General features: G+C 59.9%; 17 protein-coding genes and 2 pseudogenes. 6 read left to right on the top strand and 13 right to left on the bottom strand.

All coding sequences use genetic code 11. From position 1 onward, the window contains the following. Window positions 1-5 precede the first annotated feature (5 nt). The 3 genes and pseudogenes from PG896_RS08055 to PG896_RS08045 all read right to left on the bottom strand — a co-directional run. On the bottom strand, window positions 6-1928 hold the full coding sequence (locus PG896_RS08055; protein WP_010674903.1) for a PrkA family serine protein kinase: 1923 nt from the start codon (window positions 1926-1928) through the stop codon (window positions 6-8). Between the two features lie 572 nt (window positions 1929-2500). Then, window positions 2501-3541 (bottom strand): annotated as a pseudogene (locus tag PG896_RS08050) (RecQ family zinc-binding domain-containing protein); the annotation flags it as partial. Window positions 3542-3758: 217 nt separating this feature from the next. Further along, window positions 3759-4640 (bottom strand): annotated as a pseudogene (locus tag PG896_RS08045) (RecQ family ATP-dependent DNA helicase); the annotation flags it as partial. A 332-nt stretch (window positions 4641-4972) separates the two neighbouring features. Here PG896_RS08045 and sstT point away from each other — a divergent pair. Continuing rightward, window positions 4973-6223 (top strand): serine/threonine transporter SstT, encoded by a 1251-nt coding sequence (gene sstT / locus PG896_RS08040; RefSeq protein ID WP_049636004.1) that lies wholly within the window; start codon window positions 4973-4975, stop codon window positions 6221-6223. 740 nt (window positions 6224-6963) lie between these two features. Here the strand turns inward: sstT and PG896_RS08035 are convergent. The 3 genes from PG896_RS08035 to pabB form a co-directional block, all read right to left on the bottom strand. Beyond that, the gene (locus PG896_RS08035) at window positions 6964-8262 is read right to left on the bottom strand and encodes a serine/threonine transporter (RefSeq protein ID WP_113978762.1); all 1299 of its coding nucleotides are present in this window, start codon (window positions 8260-8262) and stop codon (window positions 6964-6966) included. 215 nt (window positions 8263-8477) lie between these two features. Further along, complete coding sequence (locus PG896_RS08030; protein WP_029314598.1) at window positions 8478-9044, bottom strand: CoA pyrophosphatase; 567 nt, start codon at window positions 9042-9044, stop codon at window positions 8478-8480. Between the two features lie 43 nt (window positions 9045-9087). Further along, window positions 9088-10458, bottom strand: a complete 1371-nt coding sequence (gene pabB, locus PG896_RS08025; protein WP_223932033.1) for an aminodeoxychorismate synthase component I — start codon at window positions 10456-10458, stop codon at window positions 9088-9090. Window positions 10459-10668: 210 nt separating this feature from the next. On the opposite strand from pabB, the gene PG896_RS08020 reads away from it, so the two are divergent. Beyond that, entirely contained in the window at window positions 10669-12192 is a 1524-nt protein-coding gene (locus PG896_RS08020; protein WP_039040872.1) for a fumarate hydratase, read from the top strand. Between the two features lie 31 nt (window positions 12193-12223). Here PG896_RS08020 and PG896_RS08015 read toward each other — a convergent pair whose 3' ends face one another. Both PG896_RS08015 and PG896_RS08010 read right to left on the bottom strand, forming a co-directional pair. Then, window positions 12224-12490: a hypothetical protein gene (locus PG896_RS08015; RefSeq protein ID WP_270804892.1), complete on the bottom strand. Its 267-nt coding sequence runs from the start codon at window positions 12488-12490 to the stop codon at window positions 12224-12226. A 73-nt stretch (window positions 12491-12563) separates the two neighbouring features. After that, on the bottom strand, window positions 12564-13043 hold the full coding sequence (locus tag PG896_RS08010; RefSeq protein WP_201888295.1) for a cell division inhibitor: 480 nt from the start codon (window positions 13041-13043) through the stop codon (window positions 12564-12566). A 234-nt stretch (window positions 13044-13277) separates the two neighbouring features. On the opposite strand from PG896_RS08010, the gene PG896_RS08005 reads away from it, so the two are divergent. After that, the gene (locus tag PG896_RS08005) at window positions 13278-13475 is read left to right on the top strand and encodes a DUF4250 domain-containing protein (protein ID WP_005323525.1); all 198 of its coding nucleotides are present in this window, start codon (window positions 13278-13280) and stop codon (window positions 13473-13475) included. Between the two features lie 393 nt (window positions 13476-13868). After that, window positions 13869-16343, top strand: a complete 2475-nt coding sequence (locus tag PG896_RS08000; RefSeq protein WP_113978769.1) for a glycogen/starch/alpha-glucan phosphorylase — start codon at window positions 13869-13871, stop codon at window positions 16341-16343. Window positions 16344-16407: 64 nt separating this feature from the next. On the opposite strand, the gene PG896_RS07995 is transcribed toward PG896_RS08000, so the two are convergent. The 5 genes from PG896_RS07995 to trxC form a co-directional block, all read right to left on the bottom strand. Further along, complete coding sequence (locus tag PG896_RS07995) at window positions 16408-16800, bottom strand: cytochrome b/b6 domain-containing protein (protein WP_270835592.1); 393 nt, start codon at window positions 16798-16800, stop codon at window positions 16408-16410. Window positions 16801-16822: 22 nt separating this feature from the next. Then, a protein-coding gene (locus PG896_RS07990) for an IS3-like element ISAs17 family transposase (protein ID WP_270835590.1) occupies window positions 16823-18027 on the bottom strand; the annotation gives its coding sequence in 2 pieces (ribosomal slippage) (window positions 16823-17709 and window positions 17709-18027; 1206 coding nt in all). A 75-nt stretch (window positions 18028-18102) separates the two neighbouring features. Then, window positions 18103-18312: a hypothetical protein gene (locus PG896_RS07985; RefSeq protein ID WP_424924215.1), complete on the bottom strand. Its 210-nt coding sequence runs from the start codon at window positions 18310-18312 to the stop codon at window positions 18103-18105. A gap of 201 nt (window positions 18313-18513) precedes the next feature. Then, complete coding sequence (locus PG896_RS07980; RefSeq protein WP_043155181.1) at window positions 18514-19902, bottom strand: SLC13 family permease; 1389 nt, start codon at window positions 19900-19902, stop codon at window positions 18514-18516. Window positions 19903-20056: 154 nt separating this feature from the next. After that, entirely contained in the window at window positions 20057-20497 is a 441-nt protein-coding gene (trxC, locus tag PG896_RS07975; protein ID WP_010674892.1) for a thioredoxin TrxC, read from the bottom strand. A 153-nt stretch (window positions 20498-20650) separates the two neighbouring features. On the opposite strand from trxC, the gene PG896_RS07970 reads away from it, so the two are divergent. Further along, a complete protein-coding gene (locus PG896_RS07970; RefSeq protein ID WP_270835589.1) occupies window positions 20651-23449 on the top strand; it encodes a hybrid sensor histidine kinase/response regulator in 2799 nt (932 codons plus the stop codon). Window positions 23450-23588: 139 nt separating this feature from the next. Next, entirely contained in the window at window positions 23589-25325 is a 1737-nt protein-coding gene (locus tag PG896_RS07965) for an ABC transporter transmembrane domain-containing protein (RefSeq protein WP_041211502.1), read from the top strand. Window positions 25326-25358 lie beyond the last annotated feature (33 nt).

Here is a 25358-nt window from a genome sequence, read left to right as displayed (position 1 = left end):
CAGGGTCAGGATGACTTGCGTACCCTGAGATACCACTCGGAGAGCAGCCGCACCTGTTTACGTGTGTAGCCTTTCTCCATCATCCGTTCGACAAAGTTATCGTGCTTCTTCTGCTCCTCAGCCGAGGTTTTGCTGTTGAAGGAGATAACCGGCAGCAGCTCTTCCGTGTTGGAGAACATCTTCTTCTCAATCACGGTGCGCAGCTTCTCGTAACTGGTCCAGTTGGGGTTACGGCCTGCATTGTTGGCCCGGGCACGCAGCACGAAGTTGACGATTTCGTTGCGGAAATCTTTCGGGTTGCTGATCCCGGCAGGTTTTTCAATTTTCTCCAGCTCGCTGTTGAGAGACGCTCTGTCAAACAGCTGGCCGGTTTCTGGGTCACGATACTCCTGATCCTGGATCCAGAAGTCGGCGTAGGTGACGTAGCGATCGAAGATGTTCTGACCGTACTCTGAATACGACTCGAGGTAGGCGGTCTGGATCTCCTTGCCGATGAACTCGACGTAGCGCGGAGTCAGGTAACCCTTGATGAACTCCAGATAGCGATCGTGCAGCTCTTGCGGGAACTGCTCGCGCTCTATCTGCTGCTCCAGCACATAGAAGAGGTGCACCGGGTTGGCTGCCACTTCCGCGTGGTCGAAGTTGAAGACACGGGAGAGGATCTTGAACGCGAAACGGGTGGAAAGGCCGTTCATGCCCTCGTCAACCCCCGCATAATCCCGGTACTCCTGATAGCTTTTCGCTTTGGGATCCGTGTCTTTGAGACTCTCGCCGTCATAGACTCGCATCTTGGAATAGAGGCTGGAGTTTTCCGGCTCCTTGAGCCGCGACAGCACCGAGAACTGGCCCAGCAACTCCAGAGTACCCGGTGCGCATTTGGCCTCGGTCAGCTCGCTGTTGAACAGCAGTTTTTCATAGATCTTCACCTCTTCCGAGACGCGCAGGCAGTAGGGCACCTTGACGATGTAAACACGGTCGAGGAAGGCTTCGTTGTTCTTGTTGTTGCGGAACTGCTGCCACTCGGATTCGTTGGAGTGGGCCAGCAGGATGCCGTCGAAGGGGAGGGCGGAGAGCCCTTCGGTACCGTTGTAGTTCCCCTCTTGCGTCGCCGTCAGCAGCGGGTGCAGCACCTTGATGGGGGCCTTGAACATCTCGACGAACTCCATCATCCCCTGGTTTGCCTTGCATAGCGCACCGGAGTAGGAGTAAGCATCGGCATCATCCTGGGCGAAGTGTTCCAGCATGCGGATATCGACCTTGCCGACCAAGGAGGAGATGTCCTGGTTGTTGTCGTCCCCCGGTTCGGTTTTGGCGATGGCGATCTGATCGAGGATGGAGGGGTTCACCTTCTCCACCTTGAACTTGGTGATGTCGCCGCCAAACTCGTGAAGGCGCTTGGCGACCCAGGGAGACATGATGGGGCGCAGATAACGGCGAGGGATGCCGTACTCCTTCTCGAGGATTTCGCCATCTTCGTCGATGTCAAACAGGCAGAAGGGGTGATCATTCACTGGTGAGCCCTTGATGCGATAGATGGGCACTTTTTGCATCAGGGATTTGAGTTTCTCTGCCAGCGAGGATTTACCGCCGCCAACCGGTCCGAGCAGATAGAGGATCTGTTTCTTCTCTTCCAGACCCTGAGCGGAATGTTTGAGATAGGAGACAATCTGTTCGATGGCTTCTTCCATGCCATAGAAGTCTTTGAAAGCGGGATAACGCGCGACGACGCGGTTGGAAAAGAGACGGCTGAGACGTGGATTGGTCGAGGTGTCGATCATTTCCGGCTCGCCGATGGCGGTCAGCAGACGTTCGGCGGCAGAGGCGTAGCAGGATTTGTCCTGTTTGCACATATCCAGAAACTCCTGGATGCTGTACTCCTCCTCTCTGGCCTTCTCATACCGCTGTTGATAGTGCTCGAAGATGCCCATAACTTAGCCCTCGTTATAGTCGCTTGCCCTGAAAAAGAGTGGATCACTACTTTTGTTCTGTTTACCTCTTAAGCCTAGTCAACAGCCCCCAGTAATCCATCGCCATCATTGGTTTAAGTTTGTGCGGGAGCTTCCCGATCCTCGTGCGGGAAGAAGCAGTAAGTGACATACCTATGTTACTGACTGTTAAATTATTTTTGCCACGACAGTGATGCAAATGTCAAAGACATAAAAAATAAATCTTTGTGTGCCAGAGGGAGAAAATGGTGACGCTCTGTTTTGTCAGGGGGCGGTGCCAGCAAGGGCAAGGGCGGCAGGGAATAGAGGGTAAAAAGACGTGTCGCTTACGTCAACGTAATGTTACTTGCTTGGTGCTTTTGCTCTAATTTTTACATTGACGCTACATTCTGGCTGCTCTAGATTGGTCCTGTGTCGAGCAGTCATCGCTTTAGCAAGAGAGTGGGTGATTGTGCAGATACTAAGCTCTGTTTAAGCACGTTTCCGTTGGCTTGACCCTCGCATCCGCGAGGGTCTTATTTTTTCAGCGCCTGAACGGCGCCAAACCTGCAAGCTCAGGATTCGGCGGGATAGAGGGCTGACACCACCGCCAGCACCTCGGCGAAGGGATGGTTCGCCAACTGGCCAAAACCGGCCAGATCCCTGGCCTTTAGACGGGTGGTCAGCGGGGTGGCGATGCCACACAGGAAACGGGTCAGGATCCTGGGATGGCGCTGATGGCACAGGGCGATCAGCGGATCGCACCAGGCGCGCAAACCGTGCTCGTTGGGCAAGCCCGGTGATGGCAACGGCGGCAACACGGCGATCTCTCCCCGGCAGACGGAACAGTGCCCGCAGCGCTCGGGGGCGGCGTCGTCGGCAAAATAGCGGGCAAGCTCATGGCTGAGGCAGGTGGTCGAGGTGAAAAAGGCCAGCAGTGCCTGAAGGCGGGCCAGCTCGCTCTGCTCTTTCTTTTCAAACAATCCATGCAGCTCTTCGGCCAGGGTCACGGTATCGATTTGCTGGCTCAGCACCCGATAGAGCTCGGTCATCTGCTTGCTTTCAAGCTCGATCCAACCCTGCTGCTGCAGGTAGTCCAGCGCCGCCGCGGCGCGCTGGCGTTCTCCCTGATATCCCTGCCACAGCGCCTCGAAGTCAATGGTGCACCAGGTGCGCGCCTGGGGGGCGCAGGCAAAGACCTGCTCCAGGAACTGGCGGCGTTCGGAATTGAAACGAGCGAGGATCGCCTGTTTTTCCAGTACGAACCTGAAACGGTACTCGGCAAAGTAGCTGTAGGCCGGTGCAATGACCCCCGCCATCTCCAGATAGACCAGCAGGGTCTTGAGGGGCAGTTGGCGAATGTTGGTCTCGTTGGAGAGGCGCAGCAGGCTGAATTCCCACTCGGCGCCGCTCTGGCGCACGATATCGAGCAAGTGCGCGATGGCGTCCCTGTCCGGCGTATCCCCATAGACGAAGTTTTCCAGTACCGGCAACTGGGCGCGGCTCGCCAGCACGGTGCAGCGGGAGGGAAGCCCGTCACGTCCGGCGCGGCCTATCTCCTGGCTGTAGTTCTCGATGGACTTGGGCAGGTCGTAGTGAATGACCCGGCGAATGTCGCAATGCTGTTCACTTAAGAGAATTTGAGTTCCAGTCCACGTAGTATCAGGACAAAAAGCGAGGGAGGCATGATGCCTCCCTCTTTCTATTGCAAGCCTCGCTGGATAAAGGCTGGAGGAAGAGCGACTGGACACAGCCTTGTCCCCCCAACTCAAATCTAATTTATGAATAATCAGTCAATAAAGTGCTTATCTGAACAGCATTGCGGCGAATGTCGGCCTTGTCGATGCCCATGCCAAAGGCGATGGTGGCCACGATGCAGTCGAGTCTGCCAGCCATGAAGTCATGCTGGATCTGGCTGCGCAGGGCGGGATCGAGCCCCGCATGGTAGGCGCATGCCCGGATGCCGCTGGCCTGTAGCTGCGCGGCGCACTGCTCTGCGCTGTGTTGCAGAGTCACGTAGACGATGGTGGGGGCGGCCGGATTCCGGTGCAGCTCCTCGCGCAGCCATGTATCGCGGGCACTGCCGGCCAGCGGGAGGACGGCCAGATCCAGATTGGGTCTGTAGAAACCGGTGACCACCAGATCGTCCCGGTCGATGGCAAATTTTGCCTGCATGTCCGCCATGACGGCCGGGGTGGCGGTGGCGGTCAGCAACAGCACCTGGGGAATGGCCAGTTCACGGCGATGATCCGGCAGCTTGAGGTAGTCGGGGCGAAAGTTGTGGCCCCACTCCGAGATGCAGTGGGCCTCGTCCACCACCAGCAGTGACAGGGGGATGTGGGCGATGAAGCGGCGAAAGCGCTCATTTTTGAGGCGCTCCACCGAAATCATCAGGATCTTGAGCTTGCCATCGCTGGCCTGCTGCATCACGCGCCGGCTCTCTTCCGCTGTCTGGCTGGAGTCCAGAGTGGCGGCGGCGATCCCCTTGCTGCGCAAAAAGGCGAGCTGATCGTGCATCAGGGCCAGCAGGGGAGAGATGACCAGGGTCAGGTGGGGCAGTGCGAGGGCGGGCAATTGATAACAGAGGGATTTCCCCGCGCCAGTCGGGAAGATGGCTGCGGCGCTCTTGCCGGCCAGCAGACGACTGATCACCGCTTCCTGCCCGGGCCGCAAGCGATCAAAGCCGAAGTGTCGGGTCAATAAAGAGGTGATCATGGCAAGGCTCCCTGAAAAAGGGCGTCATCATATCACTTCTGGCCCAGTGGTGGCCGATGATCGGACTGGTTTGGTGACATTTTGACCGTGGTTGATATTGTGTTATCACATTGTTGTAGATTTTTTGTGAGGTAACCCTGATATTTTTCAGTGATTATGTGGAAAAAAACCATGGCAGATGGGATATTCTTGTCCGCAACCCCACGCGAACGGGACAGATCCACCAGAAGAGCTGCCCACGGCGTCACCGTCAACGGACCGGTGCCAATGCGCGGGGCTGGTTGCCAACAGGACTAATGATTCACGCACCATGAGTGCACAGGGACTACTTGATGACACAACAACACCCCCTCATTCGACTGGTCAACAGCACCAGTCTGGTTAGCCAGATCCTAGTCGGTCTGGTATTCGGTATCCTTCTTGCGATGTTCATGCCCGAGTGGGCCAAGGCGGCGGGTCTGCTCGGCAGCCTGTTCGTCGGCGCCCTGAAGGCCGTGGCGCCGCTGCTGGTCTTCGTGCTGGTGATGTCGGCGATCATCGGCCACAAGCAGGGTCAGAAGACCAACATGAAACCGATCCTGCTGCTCTATGTGCTGGGTACCTTCCTGGCGGCTGCCGTGGCAGTGGTGGCGAGCTTCCTCTTCCCCTCCAACCTGCATCTGGTGGCAGGCGCTACCGAGATCACGCCGCCGGGGGGCATCACGGAAGTGCTGCAGACCCTGCTGTTCAACGTGGTGACCAACCCGGTGAAAGCACTGCTGGAAGCCAACTATATCGGCATCCTGGCCTGGGCCATCGGCCTTGGTATCGCCATGCGTCACGCCAATGAGAGCACCAAATCACTGATTTCCGATGTGTCCCACGGGGTTTCCGCCATCGTCAAGGCCGTGATCCGTTGCGCTCCACTCGGCATCCTGGGCCTGGTTGCCTCCACCCTGGCTGAAACCGGCTTCGATGCGCTGTTTGGCTATGCCCAGCTGCTGGTGGTACTGATCGGCTGCATGCTGTTCATCGCCTTCGTGGTCAATCCGCTCATCGTCTTCTGGAAGATCAAGCGCAACCCCTATCCCCTGGTGCTGACCTGCCTGAAAGAGAGCGGTGTGACCGCCTTCTTCACCCGCAGCTCCACCGCCAACATTCCGGTCAACATGGCCCTGGCCGAGAGGCTGCGCCTGCCGGAAGACACCTATGCGGTCTCCATCCCGCTGGGGGCCACCATCAACATGGCCGGCGCCGCCATCACCATTACCGTGCTCTCCATGGCGGCGGTGCATACCCTGGGGATGGAAGTGGACATGGCAACCGCCATTCTGCTCTCCGTCGTCGCCACCATCAGTGCCTGTGGCGCTTCCGGTGTGGCGGGCGGCTCCCTGCTGCTGATCCCGCTGGCGTGCAGCCTGTTCGGTATCAGCAACGACATCGCCATGCAGGTGGTGGCCGTTGGCTTCATCATCGGGGTGTTGCAGGATTCCGCCGAAACGGCCCTCAACAGCTCCACCGACGTGCTGTTCACTGCGGCGGCCTGCATGGCCGAGGATGAGAGCCTGCTGGATGCCGCCCCGGTCCCCAGCCGCGAAGCTTGATCCCCTCAGACTTTCCGCTCTGCACAGGCGCCCTCTTCGGAGGGCGCTTTTTATTTGCGCGCGCGTCAGGCGCCCTGCACCTTCTCGCCGTGTCATGGCACTGACAGTGCTCGGATCCCCCTGTGTGATTTCTCGGGAGGGGCCCGTTGGCTGCCTTACGTGTTCTCGCCACCGCCAACAAGCCATTCCCTGTACAAACGTGCCCGGCGCTGCATTCGCCGGGCATATCGGGCTGATTGTGCTGTCAGCATGGCGGCGTGTGACATCCCCTCTGGTGACCGAAGGGGTCATCTGCTCTTCGGACGCTGTACGGGAAGCCCGGTCAAGGCCCTCTCGGCGGTTTGCCTGCGCCCTGTAGCCGGTACTTTCCCTGAGTACCTTGAAGAAAGGCTCCATTGGGTGGGGGTGTCGGCTCTCTGGGCTAAACCCCGAAGAGCGGGCGTTCCTGGTAAGGACAAGGGCTCTGGTGTTCTGTCTGGCAAGGCCGATGGCGCGCAGCAGATGACGGGATAACACAGTACGTCTTGGTCGTGTGTCATTGGGGAAGGAATATGAGCGGCAAGCTGTCACCAAGGGGAAAGAGAGTGGGTGAAAGGGCTGTCTCTGATTTGAGGGCAGGGGGCTCTGATCATCTGAGCCCAGTACCTTATGATCACAACGAACACAGCCCGGCAGAGGAGATCTGCCGGGCTGTGGGAGGCGCCGGGCCAGATGCTGGCCCGACGGTATCGCAGGAAGGCTTAGCCGACCAGTTGATAAAGGATGGCGGAGATGGCGATAAGGCCCATGGTCGCCACGAAGACGTTGCTGATCTGACCCTGGTATTTCGCCATGGCCGGAACGCGCTTGATGGCGTACATGGGCATGAGGAACAGGATGGTGGCGATGATGGGGCCACCCAGGGATTCGATCATCCCGAGGATGGAGGGGTTGATCACGGCCACGCCCCACAGGGTCAGGATGAAGAAGGCGATGATGAACAGCTCCACTTTCTTGTGGTTCGGTGCCTTGCCGGAGCTGCGCATGTTCTGGACGATCATCCCTTTCAGACCTTCACGGGCACCCAGATAGTGGCCGAAGAAGGAGGAGACGATGGCCACGAAGGCAACCAGCGGACCGAAGTAGGAGATGATGGGGCTCGCATGCTGGTTGGCCAGGTAGGAGAGCACGGCGATGTTCTGGGACTTGGCTTCTGCCAGCTGGGCCGGCGTCAGGCTCATCACGCAGGAGAAGACGAAGAACATCACGAAGCCCAGCAGAATGATGGCGGTGCGCTTGAGGATGGCGTCGGACTTGGCGACGGCATGCTCACCGTGATCACGGTGCTGAGCCAGGGCGAAGCTGGAGATGGCCGGGCTGTGGTTGAAGGAGAACACCAGCACCGGGATGGTCAGCCACAGGGTGGTGGCGAAATCCTTGGTGCTCGGCATTTCATTCAGGGCCGCACCGGTCCAGTCCGGGATCAGGTACAGGGAGATACCCGCCAGAATGGCGATGAGCGGATAGACCAGGAACTCGGTCACTTTCAGCATCAGCTTCTCGCCAGCCAGCATCACGGACATCATGGCCATGATGAGCACGATGGAGAGGATCCAGCGCGGGGGCGGCGTCATCTGCAACTGGTTGACCAGGAAGCTTTCCACCGTGTTGGTGATGCCCACGCCGTAGATCAGCACGATGGGGTAGATGGCAAAGAAGTAGAGCAGGGTGATCAATTTACCGGCACCCACGCCGAAGTGCTCTTCCACCACCTGGGTGATGTCGGCATTGGGCTGCTTGGAGGAGAGCACGAAGCGCGCCAGACCACGGTGTGCCAGGTAGGTCATGGGGCCGACCAGCAGCGCCATCACTACCAGCGGCCAGAAGCCACCCATGCCGGCGTTGATGGGCAGGAACAGGATACCTGCACCGACGGCGGTACCGAACAGGCTGATCACCCAGGTGGTGTCTTGTTTACTCCAACCGCGAGATTGGACCGAGCTGATTCCTTGCTCCTGTGCGGCTGCAACATCCTGTGCGCCAGTGACAGTATTGGACATGTGTCTCACCCCGAATGTGTGGTTTTAATTAGTCGGCGCAAGAATACTTTCTTTTTAATCAAAAATGTTGATCAAATTCACCTTTGTGCGGCTAAAACCCGTACTTTCTTGTAGAAATGTGATCAAAAGAATAAAAAATCAAAATTTATTTATCAAATGCAGTGTTATTTGAATGTTAGCTGGATAATTTCCCACCTCATCATGTTGTCGAAATGTTATGTCGAGATGTGTTGGGCAAGCTGGCGGATCATGCTGGCAGTGGCCCCCCAGATGAAAGATTGCTCCCAAGGGATCCAATAGATGGTGTGACGTCCGTCCGCCCTTGGCAGGCTCAGGGCTATGTGCTGCCCCGGATCCAGCACGTGGGCGAGGGGGACTTCGAAGGCCTGGGCCACCTCGTCCTGGCTCAGGGTCAGCCCGTAGCCTGGGTCGAGCATGGCGAGGACCGGCAGCACATCGTAGCGTGAGACGGTATTGAGAGGGGTGAGGCTGCCGATGATCCGGATCTGGGAGGGGGGAATGCCAAGCTCCTCCTCGGTTTCCCTGAGCGCGGTGTGAATGAGGTCCCGGTCTTCCGGGTCCTGGCGCCCGCCGGGAAAGCTGATCTGCCCCGGGTGGTGGCGCAGGGCGGCGCTGCGGCGCGTCAGCAGCAGGTGCAGGCCCTCGGGGCGCTCCACCAGGGGGATCAACACGGCGGCAGGTTTGAGCCCGGCCAGTGCCAGGCGATGGGCGGGGGCGGGGCGCTGCAGCAAAAAGCGGGTCAGCAGCTCGGCACTCGTCATCTCCATGGGTCTCCTTGTGTCGGCCCCGCAGGGCCGGATGGGGTCAAAGGGCATCGAGCAGTGGCAGGATGCGGGCCACCTTGTCGTAGGTCTCCTGATATTCGGCGTCGGGATCGGAGTCGGCGATGATGCCGCCCCCCGCCCAGCAGTGCAGCTGACCGGCTTCGGCGATCAGGGTACGGATGCAGATGCTGGTATCCATCCTTCCGTGCTGACTCAGATAACCGATGCTGCCGCAGTAGGCATTGCGCCGCACCGGTTCCAGCTCCTCGATGATCTCCATCGCCCGGATCTTGGGAGCCCCTGTGATGGAGCCGCCGGGGAAGCAGGCCCGCAGCAGATCCACTTCTTGCCAGCGCGCATCCAGTTCTCCGCGAATGGTGGAAACCAGATGATGCACCGCCGGGAAGGATTCCACGGCAAAGAGGTGCGGGACCGTGACCGACCCCGGCCGGCTCACCCGGCCGATGTCGTTGCGCAGCAGATCGACGATCATCAGGTTCTCCGATCTGTCCTTGTCGGCGCTGGCGAGCGACTCGGCCACCCTGGCATCCTGGGCGGGATCAGGGTGGCGAGGCCGGGTGCCCTTGATGGGCTTGGTCTCGATATGGCGCTTGTCGAGCAGCAGGAAACGCTCCGGGGAGAGGCTCAGAATGGCGCTGTGCGGCAGGCGGACAAAGGCGGAGAACGGCGCCTTGTTGGCGGCGCTCAGGGCGAGATAGGCGGACCATTCATCCCCCTGATAAGGGGCGCTGAAGCGCTGGGTCAGGTTGATCTGGTAACAATCCCCCGCCGCCAGATAGGCCTGGATACGGGCAAACTTGTCTCCGTATTCGGCCCGCGTCATGTTGCTCTGCCAGGGGCCGGTCAGGCGAAGGGGGAGGGTGGTTCGTTCGCGCTGCGCCATCAGCCAGTCGAGCCTGCGGGCGAGGCCGGCTTCATCACCCCAGTGGGCCAGTTGCCAGTGTCCCGTCGCGACATTTCGCAGCAGCGCCCAGTCGTAGATCCCGACCGCCATGTCGGGCACCTGGATGTCCTGTTGCGCCACTGCGGGCAGACGCTCGAATCGTCGGCCCAGATCGTAGCCAAAGAGTCCCAGGGCTCCCCCGATAAACGGCAATCCCGAGTCATCCTCAACGCGCTCCCCAAGCAGGGCTTGCTGGGTCTTGGCGAGCAGGGCGAGGGGATCGCCGTCATGATGGTGCTGGTGGTTATCCTGGGTGAGGCAGGTGCTGGTACCCCGGGTTTCCAGGGTGGCAAGCGGATCGGCGCTGATGATGTCAAAACCGTTGTCAGCCCCCAGGGGGCCGGCGGATTCCAGCAGGATGGCCCAGGGTTGGTGTTGCAGGCAGGCAAACCAGGTGTGGAGCGAGGCCTGCGGGTCGAAATGGTGGATATGCAGTCTTGGTTTCATTTTTTGTTACATAGGCAACAGTTTGCGCCCGGCTCCCTAGCCGGTTCGGGTGGTCAAGCGTATCATGGCCGCCGGCATTTTTAAGAAAAACACCGTTATAAAAACACGCCGCAGTCTGCCGGCTCCAGGTGCATTTGCCACCTGCCGAAGGCCCGGCTCATATGGAAGCCCTTGCTCGCGCAAGCGATAACAAGGACCAGTGAGGATGATATGAGCATCATTAGAAAACAGGACTTTATCGATTCCATTGCTGACGCCCTGCAGTACATCTCCTTCTACCACCCCCTCGATTTCGTGCAGGCCGCCAAGGCCGCCTATGACCGCGAGATCAACCCGGCCGCCAAGGATGCCCTGGCCCAGATCCTGATCAACTCCCGCATGTCTGCCGAAGGTCATCGCCCGCTCTGTCAGGATACCGGTATCGTCACCTGCTTCGTCAAGATCGGCATGCAGGTACAGTGGGACAGCGACATGACGGTCCAGGAGATGGTGGATGAGGGCACCCGCCGCGCCTATACCAATCCGGACAACCCGCTGCGCGCCTCCGTGCTGGCGGATCCGGCCGGCAGCCGCAAGAACACCAAAGACAATGCCCCCGCTGTCGTGCACATCGACATGATCCCCGGCGACAAGGTGGAAGTGAGTATCGCGGCCAAGGGGGGCGGCTCCGAAAACAAATCGAAGATGGTGATGCTCAACCCCTCCGACGACATCGTGGAGTGGGTGCTCAAGACGGTGCCGACCATGGGGGCTGGCTGGTGCCCGCCCGGCATGCTCGGCATCGGCATCGGCGGCACCGCCGAGAAGGCGGCGGTGCTCGCCAAGGAAGCTCTGATGGAGCACATAGACATCCAAGAGCTGATTGCCCGTGGTCCCGAGACCACCGAAGAGAAGCTGAGGGTCGAGCTCTATGACAAGGTCAACAAGCTCGGGATCGGTGCCCAGGGGCTGGGCGGCCTGACCACGGTGCTGGATGTGAAGGTGAAATCCGCCCCGACCCACGCCGCCTCCAAGCCCGTGGTGATGATCCCCAACTGCGCCGCCACCCGTCACGTGCATTTCGAACTCGATGGCTCCGGCCCGGCGGAGCTGACACCCCCCAGGCTGGAAGACTGGCCGGAGATCACCCGTGAGTCCGGTGGCAATGTGCGCCGGGTCAACGTGGATGGCATCACCAAGGCAGAGCTTGCCAGCTGGAAGAGCGGCGATACCGTGCTGCTCTCCGGCAAGATCCTGACCGGCCGCGACGCCGCCCACAAGCGCATCGCCGACATGCTGAAAAAGGGTGAAGGACTGCCGGAAGGGGTCGATTTCACCAACCGCTTCATCTATTACGTGGGCCCGGTCGATGCGGTGCGTGACGAGGTGGTCGGCCCGGCTGGCCCCACCACGTCCACCCGGATGGACAAATTCACCGACATGATGCTGGGAGAAACCGGCCTCATCGGCATGATCGGCAAGTCCGAGCGCGGCCCCAAGACGGTCGAGAGCATCAAGCAGCACCAGGCTGTCTACCTGATGGCGGTGGGCGGCGCCGCCTATCTGGTGGCGAAAGCCATCAAGAAGGCGCGCGTGGTGGCCTTTGCCGATCTGGGGATGGAGGCCATCTACGAGTTCGAGGTGGAAGACATGCCGGTCACCGTGGCGGTCGACTCCCAGGGCAATAACATCCACGAGACCGGCCCGGCCTACTGGTCCGCCAAAATTGCCGAGCTGGAGACCAAACTGGCTTGATCAATCGGACTTCGATGCAAACGCAGAGCGATTAGCCCCCGTACAGCAGCATGTTGAAAGGCGACCCTCGGGTCGCCTTTTTTTGCGGGCCCCATTTGACGGTCTGGGCCTGAGCAAATTTACTGCTGCTGTGCTGCTGTGCTGCTGTGCTGCTGTGCTGCTGTGCTGCTGTGCTGCTGTGCTGCTGTGCTGCTGTGCTGCTGTGCTGCTGTGCTGCTGTGCTGCTGTGCTGCTGTGCTGCTGTGCTGCTGTGCTGCTGTGCTGCTGTGCTGCTGTGCTGCTTTGTCTTTGTCGCCATGACATCCCGGGTCGGAAGCCTGGATAACCCGGTGGGCAATGCCGGCGCATTGGCTGTCACGCCGAAGGGGCGATCAGTGGTTCAGGTAGACATCCTGGCCGCCGTAGCTCAGTGCCCCACCCAGAGGGGTTGAGGGCTCGAAGAAGCGGGTCAGGACACCGGCACGCTGGCCCAGGGTGCTCAATGTGCTCCGGTCCAGGGCGACCTGTTCGGGCAGCCAGGTCAGCACGGCGGCACAGTGACCATTGATCAGGCTCTGCTCCAGCAGGCGCTGCCAATTCTTGATCTTGGGGGCGTGCACGACAAGCACCCTGGCAGGATTGATCCCTCTGGCCTGCAATTGCGCGGCGGCGGGCAGACCTGGCGGGGCGACGAGCAGGATCCAGCCACTGTCGGACTGACTCAGTTGCCCCAGGGCATCCAGCAGCGGTGCTTCCTGATGGAGAGGGCCGCGCCGCTGCTCTTGTCCCATCTTGCTCTGATGGCGAGTGGGCCAGGTGGTGATAAGACCGGCAGAGGAGGAGGGGGGGCAAAGATTCAGGGGCTGGCTCATATGTCGTTCCTGTATGAATAACCATGCTGTATGTGTATACAGTAGTTCTGTTCGCAAGGAGTGACAAGTCATTTGTGGCTAAAAGTGTGAGCCGATTAACAGGAGATGATTTTAACTCCATGATTAAAAAGAATATTTATATCTTTCTTATGCAGGGTGTTTTTTAACCTGTAGACAAACTTCGGGTCGGCGCTCATGGTTATACAGTCCTGTATGGGGAGAGGAGGGAGTGAGATGGACGTCAGTACCTTACAACGACTGGATGCCAACATTCTGCTCGGGATCATCAACGAGAAGCTGCGGCTGGAGTGTGATGGCCTTGAAGAGCTGCTGGCTTACTACGACATGACAGAAGATCAGCTGGCTACCCGTCTGCAACAGATCGGGTATCACTACGACCCCATGAGCAATCAGTTCAAGGCGCATGGTTAATTGAAATCAAAGGGTGCTCCGATTGGGGCATCCTTTTTATTACCTGACGAGGAGGTGTGAATTGAAAACGCTTTCAATTTCTCCCGTGTTGACGGTTATTTTCACGTATTTTCAGTCACAGGCAATCATTGAAAACCTATTCATGAAACTATCTTTTTTGTTTTCTTGTATCGCTATGATTTAAAACGAAATTTGTATTTAATTCAGGCGGACTAAAGGAAAGGGTTTTCATGGTGAAACTGTCATTTTTATGCGTTAAAGTGTGACTCACGTTAACTTTTAAACCCTTGGCTTTAGCTAGTATGCCCCCGCCGGAGCATATTCTGAGATAACAACAGCGCCGGTCCCCCCGATGGGATGACATTTTTTATTTGTAACGAAGGAAAATGGTTTATGGCTACCAAGAAGAAGACAGACCAGGATCTCCAACTGGATAAAGATCAGCTCAAGGCGAGTATCGTGCGTCACCTGCGTTCTACCTTGGGTACAAGCGAACAGAAAGCCTCTCCGGATGCCTGGTGGAAAGCGACTGCTGCCGCCGTCAATGAACAGGTGTACGAGCGCCTGACCCGTACTCAGCAGACTCACTTCAAGAAAGATACTCGTGCGATTCACTATCTCTCTGCTGAATTTTTGATGGGGCGTTTGACCTCCAACAACCTGCACAACCTCTCCCTCTACAAAGTCTGTGAAGAGGCGCTGGGTGAACTCGGTCTGGAACTGACCGATCTTTGCGAACAAGAGCCTGACATGGCCCTTGGCAACGGCGGCCTGGGTCGTCTGGCTGCCTGCTTCATCGATTCCCTGGCGACCCTGAACTACCCGGCGGTGGGCTATGGCATTCACTACGAGCACGGCCTGTTCCGTCAGGAAATTCAGGATGGCCGTCAGATCGAGCGTCCGGACTCCTGGCGCGAATATGGCAACCCCTGGGAGATCTGCCGCCCGGAATCGGTGCAGGAGATCCCGCTCTACGGCTACGTGGAGACCGTCTTTGGTGACAAGGGTGGCCTGAAGAAGGTGTGGCACGCCGGTCGCAAGATCAAAGGGGTGCCTTGGGACATTCCGGTAGTCGGCTTCGGTGGTCACACCGTCAACATCCTGCGTCTGTGGGAATCCCGCGCCTCCGAGTTCTTCGACTGGGACGTGTTCAACGCCGGTGGTTATATCGACTCCCAGGCCGAGAAGGCCCAGGCCGAGACCATCTCCAAGGTGCTCTACCCGAACGATGAGACCGACGCAGGCAAGGAGCTGCGCCTGATCCAGCAGTACTTCTTCTGCGCCTGCTCCATCAAGGACATCATGCGTCGCTACAAGCGGGTGCATGGCAGTGACTTCCGCAACTTTGCCGCGCAAATCGCCATTCAGCTCAACGATACCCACCCCACCGTGGCCATCCCCGAGCTGATGCGCGTGCTGGTGGATGAAGAGGGGCTGAACTGGGATACCGCCTGGGGCATCTGCTATCAGGTCTTCTCCTACACCAACCACACCCTGCTGCCGGAAGCGCTGGAGAAGTGGTCCGTCAGCCTGTTCGAGAAGGTGCTGCCCCGTCACCTCGAGATCATTTATGAAATCAACGCCCGCTTCCTGAACGAGCTGGTGGAGCCCAAGTGGCCAGGCAACGATGCCATCAAGGCCAAGCTTTCCATCATCGAAGAGGGTGACGTGCGCAAGGTGCGCATGGGCAACCTGTGCGTCATCGGCTCCTCCAAGGTGAACGGTGTGGCCGAGATCCACTCCAAGCTGGTGAAGGAAGATCTCTTCCCCGAGTATGCCGAGCTGTGGCCCGAGAAGATGTGCAACGTCACCAATGGTGTGACTCCCCGTCGCTGGCTGCTGGCCTGTAACCCGGAACTGGCCGAACTCTACAACGAGGTGGTGGGCAAGGAGTGGCCGCTGCAACTGGACAAGCTGCGCAGCGTGGTGAAGTTTGCCGACGACAAGGCGTTCCAGCAGCAGTTCATGACCATCAAGCGCCACAACAAGGAGAAGCTGGTCAAGGTCATCAAGGCGGAAACCGGCATCGACGTGAGCGCGGAGGCGATCTTCGACGTCCAGATCAAGCGTCTGCACGAGTACAAGCGCCAGCAGCTGAACCTCATCCACATCATGGCGCTCTACCGTCGCCTGCTGGCGAACCCGGACTATGACATGCATCCGCGGGTGTTCATCTTCGGCTCCAAGGCGGCGCCCGGCTACAAGCTGGCCAAGGACATCATCTACGCCATCAACAAGCTGGCGGAGCGGGTCAACAACGACGCCCGTATCCAGGGCAAGCTGAAAGTGGTGTTCATGCCGAACTACCGCGTGAGCCTTGCCGAGAAGCTGATCCCGGCGGCGGATGTCTCCGAGCAGATCTCCACCGCAGGTTACGAAGCATCCGGTACCGGCAACATGAAGATGGCGCTGAACGGTGCCATCACCATCGGGACGCTGGATGGAGCCAACATCGAGATCGCCGAAGAGGCGGGTGCCGAAAACTGCGCCATCTTCGGTCTGAATGTGGACGAGGTGAAGTCCCTGAAGGCGCGCGGCTACAACCCGTATGACTTCTACTACGCCAACTCCGAACTGAAAGCCGTGCTGGACTGGTTTGATACCGACTACTTCACGCCGGGTCGCCCGGGGGAACTCTCCTCTATCAAGCGTTCCCTGCTGGAAGGGGGAGACCCTTACCTGACCCTGGCGGATTTCGAGTCCTACTCCGAGGCGCACAAGCTGATCGACGCCTGGTACCGGGATCCGGCCCTGTGGGCGAAGAAGGCCATCATCAACTCGGCCACCATGGGCAAGTTCAACTCCGACCGCTCCATCCAGGATTACGTAGACCGGATCTGGAAACTGACGAGCTGCAGCGTCGGCTGATGTCTGCTCCAGTGAAAAACCCCGCGATGCGGGGTTTTTTTTCATCTGTCGGGTTGAGAGAGGCTCAGGGCCTGTCGACCACCCGGGTGTCCGCCGGCACCCGTTTCTTGCCGGTGATCATCGCCCTGACGAGATCGCCCCGTACCAGGCGATCCAGGGCGATGACGGCCAGTACATGGACGAAGATGGTCACCTGCAGCCCCTTGGCAAAGAACTCGTGGATCTCTTCCATGCGATGGGTGCCGGAGAGCGGCCCGTATTCGGTCATGATCCCGCTGGCGGCGGTGCCGACAAGGCAGGTCAACAGCAGCAGTATCATCAAGGACCCCAAAGGATTGTGACCGGCATAGTAGGGGTGGCGCCCCTTGATCGTCTCCTTGAGATAGGTGATGACGCCGGTCGGTGTCGGCAGCCACTGGGCGAAGCGGGCATGATAGGAGCCTGGATTTGACCCCATAGATCCAGACACTTTTTCCCGCTTAGGGTTGTGATACCCGACTGCGCAGATATTCCCGGGGTGAACGGTATCCCAAGGCGCTGTGCGGGTGGTGCTCGTTATAATGCTCAAACGCGATAGCCAAATTGCCTACCGCTGTTCGGCTATCCGGTTTTGGCATCATCTCGATATAGTCTCGCTTCATCGTCTTCACGAAGCTCTCCGCTATACCGTTGCTCTGTGGGCTTCTCACCGCAGTCGTTCTGGGCTCCAACCCGATTTCTCGTGCAAACGCACGGGTCTCATGGGCTCGATATGCCGAACCATTATCAGTCAGCCATTCCACCGGTGATGCCGGCAACGAATCCCCGAAGCGACGTTCGACAGAACTCAGCATGACATCTTGCACCGTGTCACTGTCGTAACCCCCGGTACTGGCAGCCCAGTCCAACGCTTCCCTATCGCAGCAGTCCATGGCGAACGTGACCCGTAGTTTTTCACCGTTATCACAGCGAAATTCAAAGCCATCCGAGCACCAACGTCGATTGCTCTCTTTGACGGCAACACGCCCCTTATGTGCCTGCTGGGCCAATGGTGCCGCTGGTTTTCTTTCCAGCAGCAGGCCATGATCGCGCATGACGCGATATACCCGCTTGGCGTTTACCACAGGCTGTCGTGTTGCCTCTGACTGACGCCGTAACAGCGCCCAGACCCGGCGATAGCCATAGGAGGGAAGCTCTGCCATCGCCTCCATGATACGGCCAAGTAAGGCTGCATCATCACGCTGGCGATGATGACGACCATCTTGCCAACCCGGTTTTCGATGAACACGAACGGATAGCTGCGCACGCGATACATTAAGGGCCTGGCTCACAGCCCTTAATCGTCGTCCCCTGGCAACAAGGGCGCATGCGCTATCCATTTTTTTGCTCGACCAACCTCCACGGCTTCTTTAAGGATCTCGTTCTCCATGGTCTTCTTCCCGAGCAAACGCTGGAGCTCTCGGATCTGCTTGATGGCAGCAGCCAACTCTGAGGCTGGAACAACATCCTCACCGGCGGTGATCGCCGTGAGAGACCCTTCCTGGAATTGCTTACGCCATTTGAAAAGCTGGTTGGCGTTGACGTCGTGCAAGCGAGCGACATGAGAGACGGTCATACCGGGCTCAAAGGTCTGCTGCACGATGGCGATTTTTTCTTGCGGAGTCCGGCGTCGACGGCGCTCAGCCCCTGTTAATACTTCGACCATCTTCTCGTTGCGACTAGTACTGAACATAGTTCCAAGACTACCTCTTAAGTTAAGAGGGGCGAAGTGTCTGGATCTTCAAGGGGCCAATCTAGAGCCGATGAATCCCCATACGATGCGCAGTGCCAGCAGTCCGGCCAGCGCATATCCCGCATAGCGGTGGTTGCGCGCCCCCTCTTCAAGGATGAAGAGATTCAGCACGCACAACAGCACAGTGGCCCAGTGAAATCCCCTGACCACCGGATCCCATACCATGATTTCACGGTTGTTCTGCATCGTCTTTCCCATGAGGTGATCCCCTTGTCGTGATGTCCATGATCATCGCCATCGTCAGCCATGGCTGCGTGATGGCCGTTGTCAGCATCATGGAGGTGATTTCTTAAGTGCGAGTTAATGTCGCCGTGATGTCACGGGTAGGGAGTGCGGTGGTTTCGGGGCGAGAAAAAGCCCCGGCGATGCGGGGCTTGGAGGGGCATTAGGGGGCGAACCTCAGTGGAGGATATCCCCCATGAAATAGGCCAGCATGGTCAGGATGACGGTGAACACCAGGTTCAGTACCAGGCCGGCCCGCATCATCTCCCGCTGCTGGATATGGCCGCTGGCGAAGACGATGGCGTTGGGGGGCGTGGCCACCGGCAGCATGAAGGCACAGGAGGCGCCGACGGCGATCAGCACGGAGACCACGATGGGGGAGACCCCCAGAGCCTCGGCCACCCCGGCGAACAGCGGCACCAGCAGCGCGGCGGTGGCGGTGTTGGAGACCAGCTCGGTCAGGAACACCACGAAGGCGGCCAGGCAGAGCAGGATCACGAAGATGGGCATGGAGGAGAGGCCGCTGGAGAGGTGCTCCGCCAGGAAGGCGTTGGCCCCGGTCTGCTTGAGGATGGCGCTCAAGGTGAGACCACCCCCGAACAGCAGCAGCACGCCCCAGTCGGTGTTCTGGTTGATGTCATCCCAGCTGGCGACCCGGCTGACGGCGATGGCCAGGATGGCGCCCATGGCGATCAGGGTATCGAACTGGGGAATGCCGCCCAGTGCCTTGGCAAGAGGCTGGGATCCAATCCACAGCAGCACCGTGGTCAGGAAGATGGCCAGGGTCACCTTGCGCTGGCCTGTCCACTCGATGGTGACCTGCTCGGTGCTGACCTGGTGGGAGAGATTAGGACGGGTGACCAGATAGAGCAGGCCGATGCCTACCGGCATGAAGATGATCACCACGGGGATGCCGAACTCCAGCCAGTCGGTGAAGCCCAAGCCCATCTGAGCGGCGGCGATGGCATTGGGGGGGCTGCCCACCAGTGTGCCGATGCCACCGATGCTGGCGCTATAGGCGACGCCAAGCAGCACGAAGACCAGGGTGCGGCGCTCCTTGTGAACGTCCAGCCCCTTCAGCATGCCGAGTGCCAGCGGCATCATCATGGCCGCGGTGGCGGTGTTGCTGATCCACATGGAGAGGGCGGCCGTGATGGTGAAGAGCACGATGGAAGCCCAGCCCAGGTGTCCCTTGGCGAGCTGCATCACCTTGCCGGCGATCTGGGTGTCGAGTCCCTGCTTGGAGAGGGCTGCCGCGAGGGCAAAGCCGCCAAAGAAGAGGAACAGGACGGGGTTGGCAAAGTCGGTCAGCGACTTGCTCATGTCGAACACCCCGAGCAGGGTGGCGAGCACCGGGATGGAGATGGCAGTGATGGTGATGTTCACTGCCTCGGTCAGCCAGAGGATGGCGATGAAGATCAGGATGGCCAGCCCCTTGTTGACCATGGGGTCAAACGGGAGCCATGCCAGCATGGCGCAGAGCAGGAGCAGATCCAGGATGACGATCCCGGACTTGATGTCCAGCCAGCGTGAGGGGGGAGTCGGAGGTACAGCCGATGTGTGCATAACGTTCTCTCGGTTAATTTATGGTTGTTGTTGTGATGCCGAGGTTACATATATCCCCCTGTTTGAAACAGGGGGATATGGTCAAATCATGTGGCGACTCACAGAGTCAAGTGAAAATGGATCTTCAATCAAACAGAAATGAAACATTTCATTTTCATTTGACGGGGGAGGTGAAGGAGAGCAGCCACTCCTTGAACAGGCTCTTGGGCAGGGAGCCGCTGCGCTGTGCCAGGATCTCCCCCCGCTGGAAGACCATCAGGGTAGGAATGCTGCGAATGCCATAGCGACCTGCGATGGCGGCCTCCTGCTCGGTATCGAGTTTCACGAAGCGAAGGCGGGGCTCAAGCTCCCGGGCGACCTCCTGAAAGACGGGGGCAAACTGCAGGCAGGGGCCACACCAGCTTGCCCAAAAGTCCACCACCACCGGGATGTCGGACTGGATCAGGGCATCGAAGCTGGCCTGACGCCCCGCCACCGGGGTTTGTTCGAAGAGGGCGTGACGACAGCGGCCACACTTCGCGTTTGAGTCTGCTTTTTCGACAGGCAGGCGGTTGCGGGTAAAGCATTGGCTACAATAGGTGGTGACAAGTGACATAATTGCTTCCTTATTTCATGGCCCGGCAACATCTTTATTGCAATCAGAGCGCCGACTAACGGTAACATAGCACTCAGTGGTTTTTCACAGTTGGCCTCCGGCCGTGACCTGATGTCACCGGATGGCCGACCATGACATGAGAATCGAGACGGGATGAAGAGTGTTGCACGGGGCAATCGTGTTGTCTTTGGCCTTATCATCGTATCGCTGGTGGGCTTTTCTGCCTATTGCTGGCAGTTGCTCAGCCAGCAGCAGCGTGCCTTCGATTTGAGCGTGGCGGCTGAGATGGTGCTCAATCGGGTCAATACCGATACCGTCTATCTGCTGGGGCGCGAGAAGGCCAGCGATGGCAGCGTACAGCAACGCCTGAGCCTGCTTTCCAGTCACCTGGACAGGTTCGTCAGGCTGGTGCACGAGGATCCGGAGTCGGTGGACGACCCCGGCTCCCAGGCGTTGCAGCGGGACATCGACGGTTATCTGCTGGATCTCGCCAGGCTCTACACCATGGAGATGACCATCGAGTATCTGGCTCCCCGCTTCCAGGGCCAGCTCAAGGCGTTGCAAGGCACCCTGCCGGTCGGTGAGGCGCAGTACCGCGACCTGACCGAACTCATGCGCCTGCACCACTACCTCAGACGTAGCTGGGATCAGAACGAGCAGCGACAACTGTTGCAACTCCAGCAGCACCTGCTTGACCGCTATGGCGAGCAGCCGAGGGTCGCGGCCCTCGTCCGGCTGGGCCAGGAGTTCAATCAGCAGGTGATGGAGTACCATCGCCTGCGCAATCAGGTGGTGGAGATGAAGGGGCTGAGCTCACTGCCCGCCTGGAAGCAGAGCAAGCTGGAGCGGGCCTCCTCCCTCAAGAGCCGCTTCTACCTGATGGTGCTGGGGGGGGCGCTGCTCTGCTTCTCGCTAGTGGCCGCGACCCTGTGGCGTCGCAACCAGAAGCTGAGCGAGCTCTCTCGCCATGCCGCGCTGCTGGCCCAGGCCAAGAGCGACTTCCTGGCCAACATGAGCCACGAGATCCGCACCCCCATGAATGCCATCATCGGCTTCAGCGCCCTGGCACTGCAAACCAGTCTGGATCCCCAGCAGCGGGACTATCTCAACAAGATCAAATCCTCGTCGGACACCTTGCTGCTGCTCATCAACGACATTCTGGATCTCACCAAGGTGGAGTCCGGCAAGCTGACCCTGGAGGAGATCGACTTCGATCTCAGCGAGCAGCTCGACTCCCTCGCCGCCATGTTCGCGGATCTGGCGGAGCGCAAGCACATCGAGGTCATCATCAACAAGTCTCCCGCCGTGCCCGACTTTCTGCGCGGGGATCCGCTGCGCCTCGGTCAGGTGCTGGTCAACCTGGTGAACAATGCCATCAAGTTCACCGAGCGGGGCGAGGTGGAGGTGGCCATTACGCTCACCAGCCAGCATCCCATGCGGGTCTGCTTCAGCGTGCGGGATACCGGCATCGGCATCGCCCCGGAGAAGCAGGCCCAGCTGTTCCAGCCCTTTACCCAGCTGGAGGCGGGCAATACCCGTAAATATGGCGGCTCCGGGCTTGGCCTCAACATCTCCCAGCGCCTGGTGGGGCTGATGGGCGGGGAGATCACCGTGCAGAGCAAGCCCGGGGTGGGCTCCACCTTCCTGTTCGAGATCCCCATCTCCCAGGCGGTGTACGGGGTCTCGGGTCGCCGGGTCTTCTTCGATCACCAGCCCCTGATCCTGATGATGGATGACAACGAGCTGGTGCTGGAACTGGCCAAGGACATCCTGGGGCGGGCGGGGGCGTCCGTCATCACGGTCAACAGCCTCTCCCGCGCCCGTCAGGTGCTGCGGGAAGAGGGGCATCACCTCCGCCTCGCCATCCTCGACTGGCGCATGGGTCAGGAGGATGGTCTGGACTTGGCCCTCGAGATGTACCAGCACAGCCAGTGGCGGCGCCTGCCTGTCCTGATGACCAGCGCCTGGTCCAGGGAGGGGCTGCACGGGCGGATGGAGAGCATGGGACTGACCCATTTCCTGGCCAAGCCCATGACCGAAAACGCCTTGCTGGCCAAGGTGGACGAACTGCTCAACGGCAGCTCCCATGACAGCAAGGTCCGCCAGGCGGAGGCCCAGGGGGATCAGCAGCAGTTCCGGGAGCTGCTGCGTGGTACCCGGGTGCTGCTGGCCGAGGACAACCGGGTCAACCAGCAGCTCATTCTGGAGTACCTGCGCCGGGTGGAGGCCAAGGTCACCGTGGTGGACAACGGCCGCGAGGCGGTGGAGCAGGTGGCGGAGCAGCCGTTTGACGTCATCCTGATGGATCTGCAGATGCCGGTGCTGGACGGGCTGGATGCCACCCGCCAGATCCGCAAGATGGTGGACAAGCACGATGTGCCCATCATCGCCCTCACCGCCAGCGCCATGCCGGGGGACAGGGAGCGCTGCCTTGGCGTCGGCATGAACGGCTATGTCACCAAGCCGGTGAGCAAGCTCGATCTCTACAACAACCTGCTGCAATGGGTGAAGAGCAGCGGCGGGGAGCCCAAGGTGCCCATCGAGGTCAAGCCGCCGGCCCTCATGGGCGTGCTGGATCTGGAGGATGCCCTGCGCCGGCTGGAGCATGACAGGGAGGCGCTGCAGATCCTCTTCAAGCTGTTCCTCTCCGAGCACAAGGACGATCTGTGGGACATCCGCACCGCCCTGCGTCGCCAGCAGCCCGAAGTGGCGTGCCGTTTGCTGCATACCCTGAAGGGGGTCTCGGCCAACATCTCCGCTTCCCGCCTGCAACTGCTGGCCGGGGAACTGGAGTGGCGGCTGCGGCTGCAGGAGGAGCTGAGCGAGGGGGAGCTCAACCAGTTGCAGCAGGTCTTTACCCAGACCCGGGAGGAGGTCTCCCACTTCCTGCTCACCGGAGAGCAGCAGGAGTCGGTCGCCTTCCCGTTCTCACCCCCCGACAAGCGGCTCTGAGGGAGGGCAAGATAGCAATCGTTCTCAAGTCACCCGCTTCAGGCTATGATGACCCACTCGTTCGCCCCCGCCAGGGGGCGATTGTATTGAGCTTCTCTTCACGATCACGCGGCAGCGCGCCGCGACCAAGGACTTCTCTGTGAGCGTATTTTTGCGGCTTGGCTGGTTTTTCAAGGATCAGTGGCGGCGTTATCTGGTGGCCATCTCCCTGCTGATGCTGGTGGCCCTGTTGACCGTGATCCCCCCCAAGGTGGTGGGCTGGGTGGTGGATGGCATCGCCAAGGGTGACCTGGACAGCGGCACCCTGACCGGCTATCTGGCGGGGCTTTTTGGCCTGGGACTGCTTATCTACCTGCTGCGCTATGTGTGGCGGGTCATGCTGTTCGGTGCCTCCTACCGGCTCGCCTACGTGCTGCGCAACCGGCTGTTCAGCCACTTCACCCGCATGAGCCCGGATTTCTACCAGCGCCACCGCACCGGTGATCTGATGGCCCACGCCACCAACGACATCCAGGCGGTGGAGATGACCGCAGGGGAAGGGGTGCTGACCCTGGTGGACTCCTTCATCGTCGGCATCCTGGTGCTCTCCATCATGTGCAGCCAGTACTCCTGGCAGCTGACCCTGCTCTCCCTGCTGCCCCTGCCGGTGATGGCTTTCTTCATGAACCGCTTCGGGACCCAGATCTACAAGGAGTTCAAGGCGGCGCAGGGGGCCTTCTCCCGCCTCAACAACAAGACCCAGGAGGCCCTCTCCGGGGTGCGGGTGCTCAAATCCTACGCGGTCGAATCCCTGGAGGACGAGGGCTTTGCCGAGCTGACCCGTCAGGCGGGGGAGCGCAACATGGCGGTGGCCCGCATCGACGCCAAGTTCGACCCCGTGATTTACCTGTGCATCGGCTGCTCCTATTTTCTGGCGGTCGCAGGGGGCAGCGCCCTGGTGCTGCAAGACAAGCTGACTCTGGGGGAGCTCACCAGCTTCACCATGTACCTCGGCCAGCTCATCTGGCCCATGTTCGCCATCGCCTGGCTGTTCAACATCATCGAGCGGGGCAGCGCCGCCTACTCGCGCATCGAAAGCCTGCTGGGGGAGCGCAGCGACATCGAGGAGCCGGCCCATCCCGTGGCGCTGGCCTCGGCGTTTCCCCTGCGGGTGCAGGGGCTGGGCTACCGGCTGGAGCAACGCACCCTGTTGCAGGGGGTGGATGTCACCCTGCAGGCTGGCGCCATGCTGGGGATAGTGGGACGCACCGGGGCAGGCAAGAGCTCCCTGCTCAAGCTGCTGATGCGCCTGGCCAACCCCACGGCCGGGGAGATCCGCATGGGGGAGGTGCCCATCTCGCAACTGTCGCTGGGTGAGCTGCGCAGCCAGTTTGCCTATGTGCCCCAGGAGCCGTTTCTGTTCTCCACCACCATCGCGGCCAACATCGCCCTGGGCCGCCCCGAGGCGAGCCGGGAGGAGATTGAGCGGGTGGCGCGCATCGCCTGTGTTCACGACGACATCAGCCGCTTCCCCAAAGGGTATGAAACCGAGGTGGGGGAGAAGGGGGTGACCCTCTCCGGTGGTCAGAAGCAGCGTCTGGCCATCGCCCGCGCCCTGCTGCTGGATGCCCCTATCCTGGTGCTGGATGACGCCCTCTCGGCGGTGGATGCCCACACCGAGCAGCAGATCCTGCTGGCCCTCAAGGTCCATAAGCGCACCCTGGTGCTGGTGAGCCACCGCATGACGGCGGTGGAGCAGGCGGACGAGATCCTGGTGCTGGAGCAGGGAGCGATCAGCGAGCGGGGCCGTCACGAGACCCTGATGGCCAGGAACGGCTGGTACGCGGACATGGTCCGCTACCAGCGCCTGGAGCAGGACGTGGAGGAGAGCCTGTGAACAGGATGACAAGGCCCCAGACACCCCTCACCC

Source organism: Aeromonas sp. QDB30 (genome assembly GCF_027707645.1).
Lineage (GTDB): Bacteria > Pseudomonadota > Gammaproteobacteria > Enterobacterales > Aeromonadaceae > Aeromonas > Aeromonas caviae.
Note: the sequence above shows the minus strand (reverse complement) of the source record. Positions and strands in the feature narration are given on the sequence as shown.

What these genes read in the sequence shown, in the direction of transcription:
- PG896_RS08055 (WP_010674903.1), bottom strand. Translation starts at nt 1,928, where the DNA reads ATGGGCATCTTCGAGCACTATCAACAGCGGTATGAGAAGGCCAGAGAG.
- sstT (WP_049636004.1), top strand. Translation starts at nt 4,973, where the DNA reads ATGACACAACAACACCCCCTCATTCGACTGGTCAACAGCACCAGTCTG.
- PG896_RS08035 (WP_113978762.1), bottom strand. Translation starts at nt 8,262, where the DNA reads ATGTCCAATACTGTCACTGGCGCACAGGATGTTGCAGCCGCACAGGAG.
- PG896_RS08030 (WP_029314598.1), bottom strand. Translation starts at nt 9,044, where the DNA reads ATGACGAGTGCCGAGCTGCTGACCCGCTTTTTGCTGCAGCGCCCCGCC.
- pabB (WP_223932033.1), bottom strand. Translation starts at nt 10,458, where the DNA reads ATGAAACCAAGACTGCATATCCACCATTTCGACCCGCAGGCCTCGCTC.
- PG896_RS08020 (WP_039040872.1), top strand. Translation starts at nt 10,669, where the DNA reads ATGAGCATCATTAGAAAACAGGACTTTATCGATTCCATTGCTGACGCC.
- PG896_RS08015 (WP_270804892.1), bottom strand. Translation starts at nt 12,490, where the DNA reads ATGGCGACAAAGACAAAGCAGCACAGCAGCACAGCAGCACAGCAGCAC.
- PG896_RS08010 (WP_201888295.1), bottom strand. Translation starts at nt 13,043, where the DNA reads ATGAGCCAGCCCCTGAATCTTTGCCCCCCCTCCTCCTCTGCCGGTCTT.
- PG896_RS08005 (WP_005323525.1), top strand. Translation starts at nt 13,278, where the DNA reads ATGGACGTCAGTACCTTACAACGACTGGATGCCAACATTCTGCTCGGG.
- PG896_RS08000 (WP_113978769.1), top strand. Translation starts at nt 13,869, where the DNA reads ATGGCTACCAAGAAGAAGACAGACCAGGATCTCCAACTGGATAAAGAT.
- PG896_RS07995 (WP_270835592.1), bottom strand. Translation starts at nt 16,800, where the DNA reads ATGGGGTCAAATCCAGGCTCCTATCATGCCCGCTTCGCCCAGTGGCTG.
- PG896_RS07985 (WP_424924215.1), bottom strand. Translation starts at nt 18,312, where the DNA reads ATGGGAAAGACGATGCAGAACAACCGTGAAATCATGGTATGGGATCCG.
- PG896_RS07980 (WP_043155181.1), bottom strand. Translation starts at nt 19,902, where the DNA reads ATGCACACATCGGCTGTACCTCCGACTCCCCCCTCACGCTGGCTGGAC.
- trxC (WP_010674892.1), bottom strand. Translation starts at nt 20,497, where the DNA reads ATGTCACTTGTCACCACCTATTGTAGCCAATGCTTTACCCGCAACCGC.
- PG896_RS07970 (WP_270835589.1), top strand. Translation starts at nt 20,651, where the DNA reads ATGAAGAGTGTTGCACGGGGCAATCGTGTTGTCTTTGGCCTTATCATC.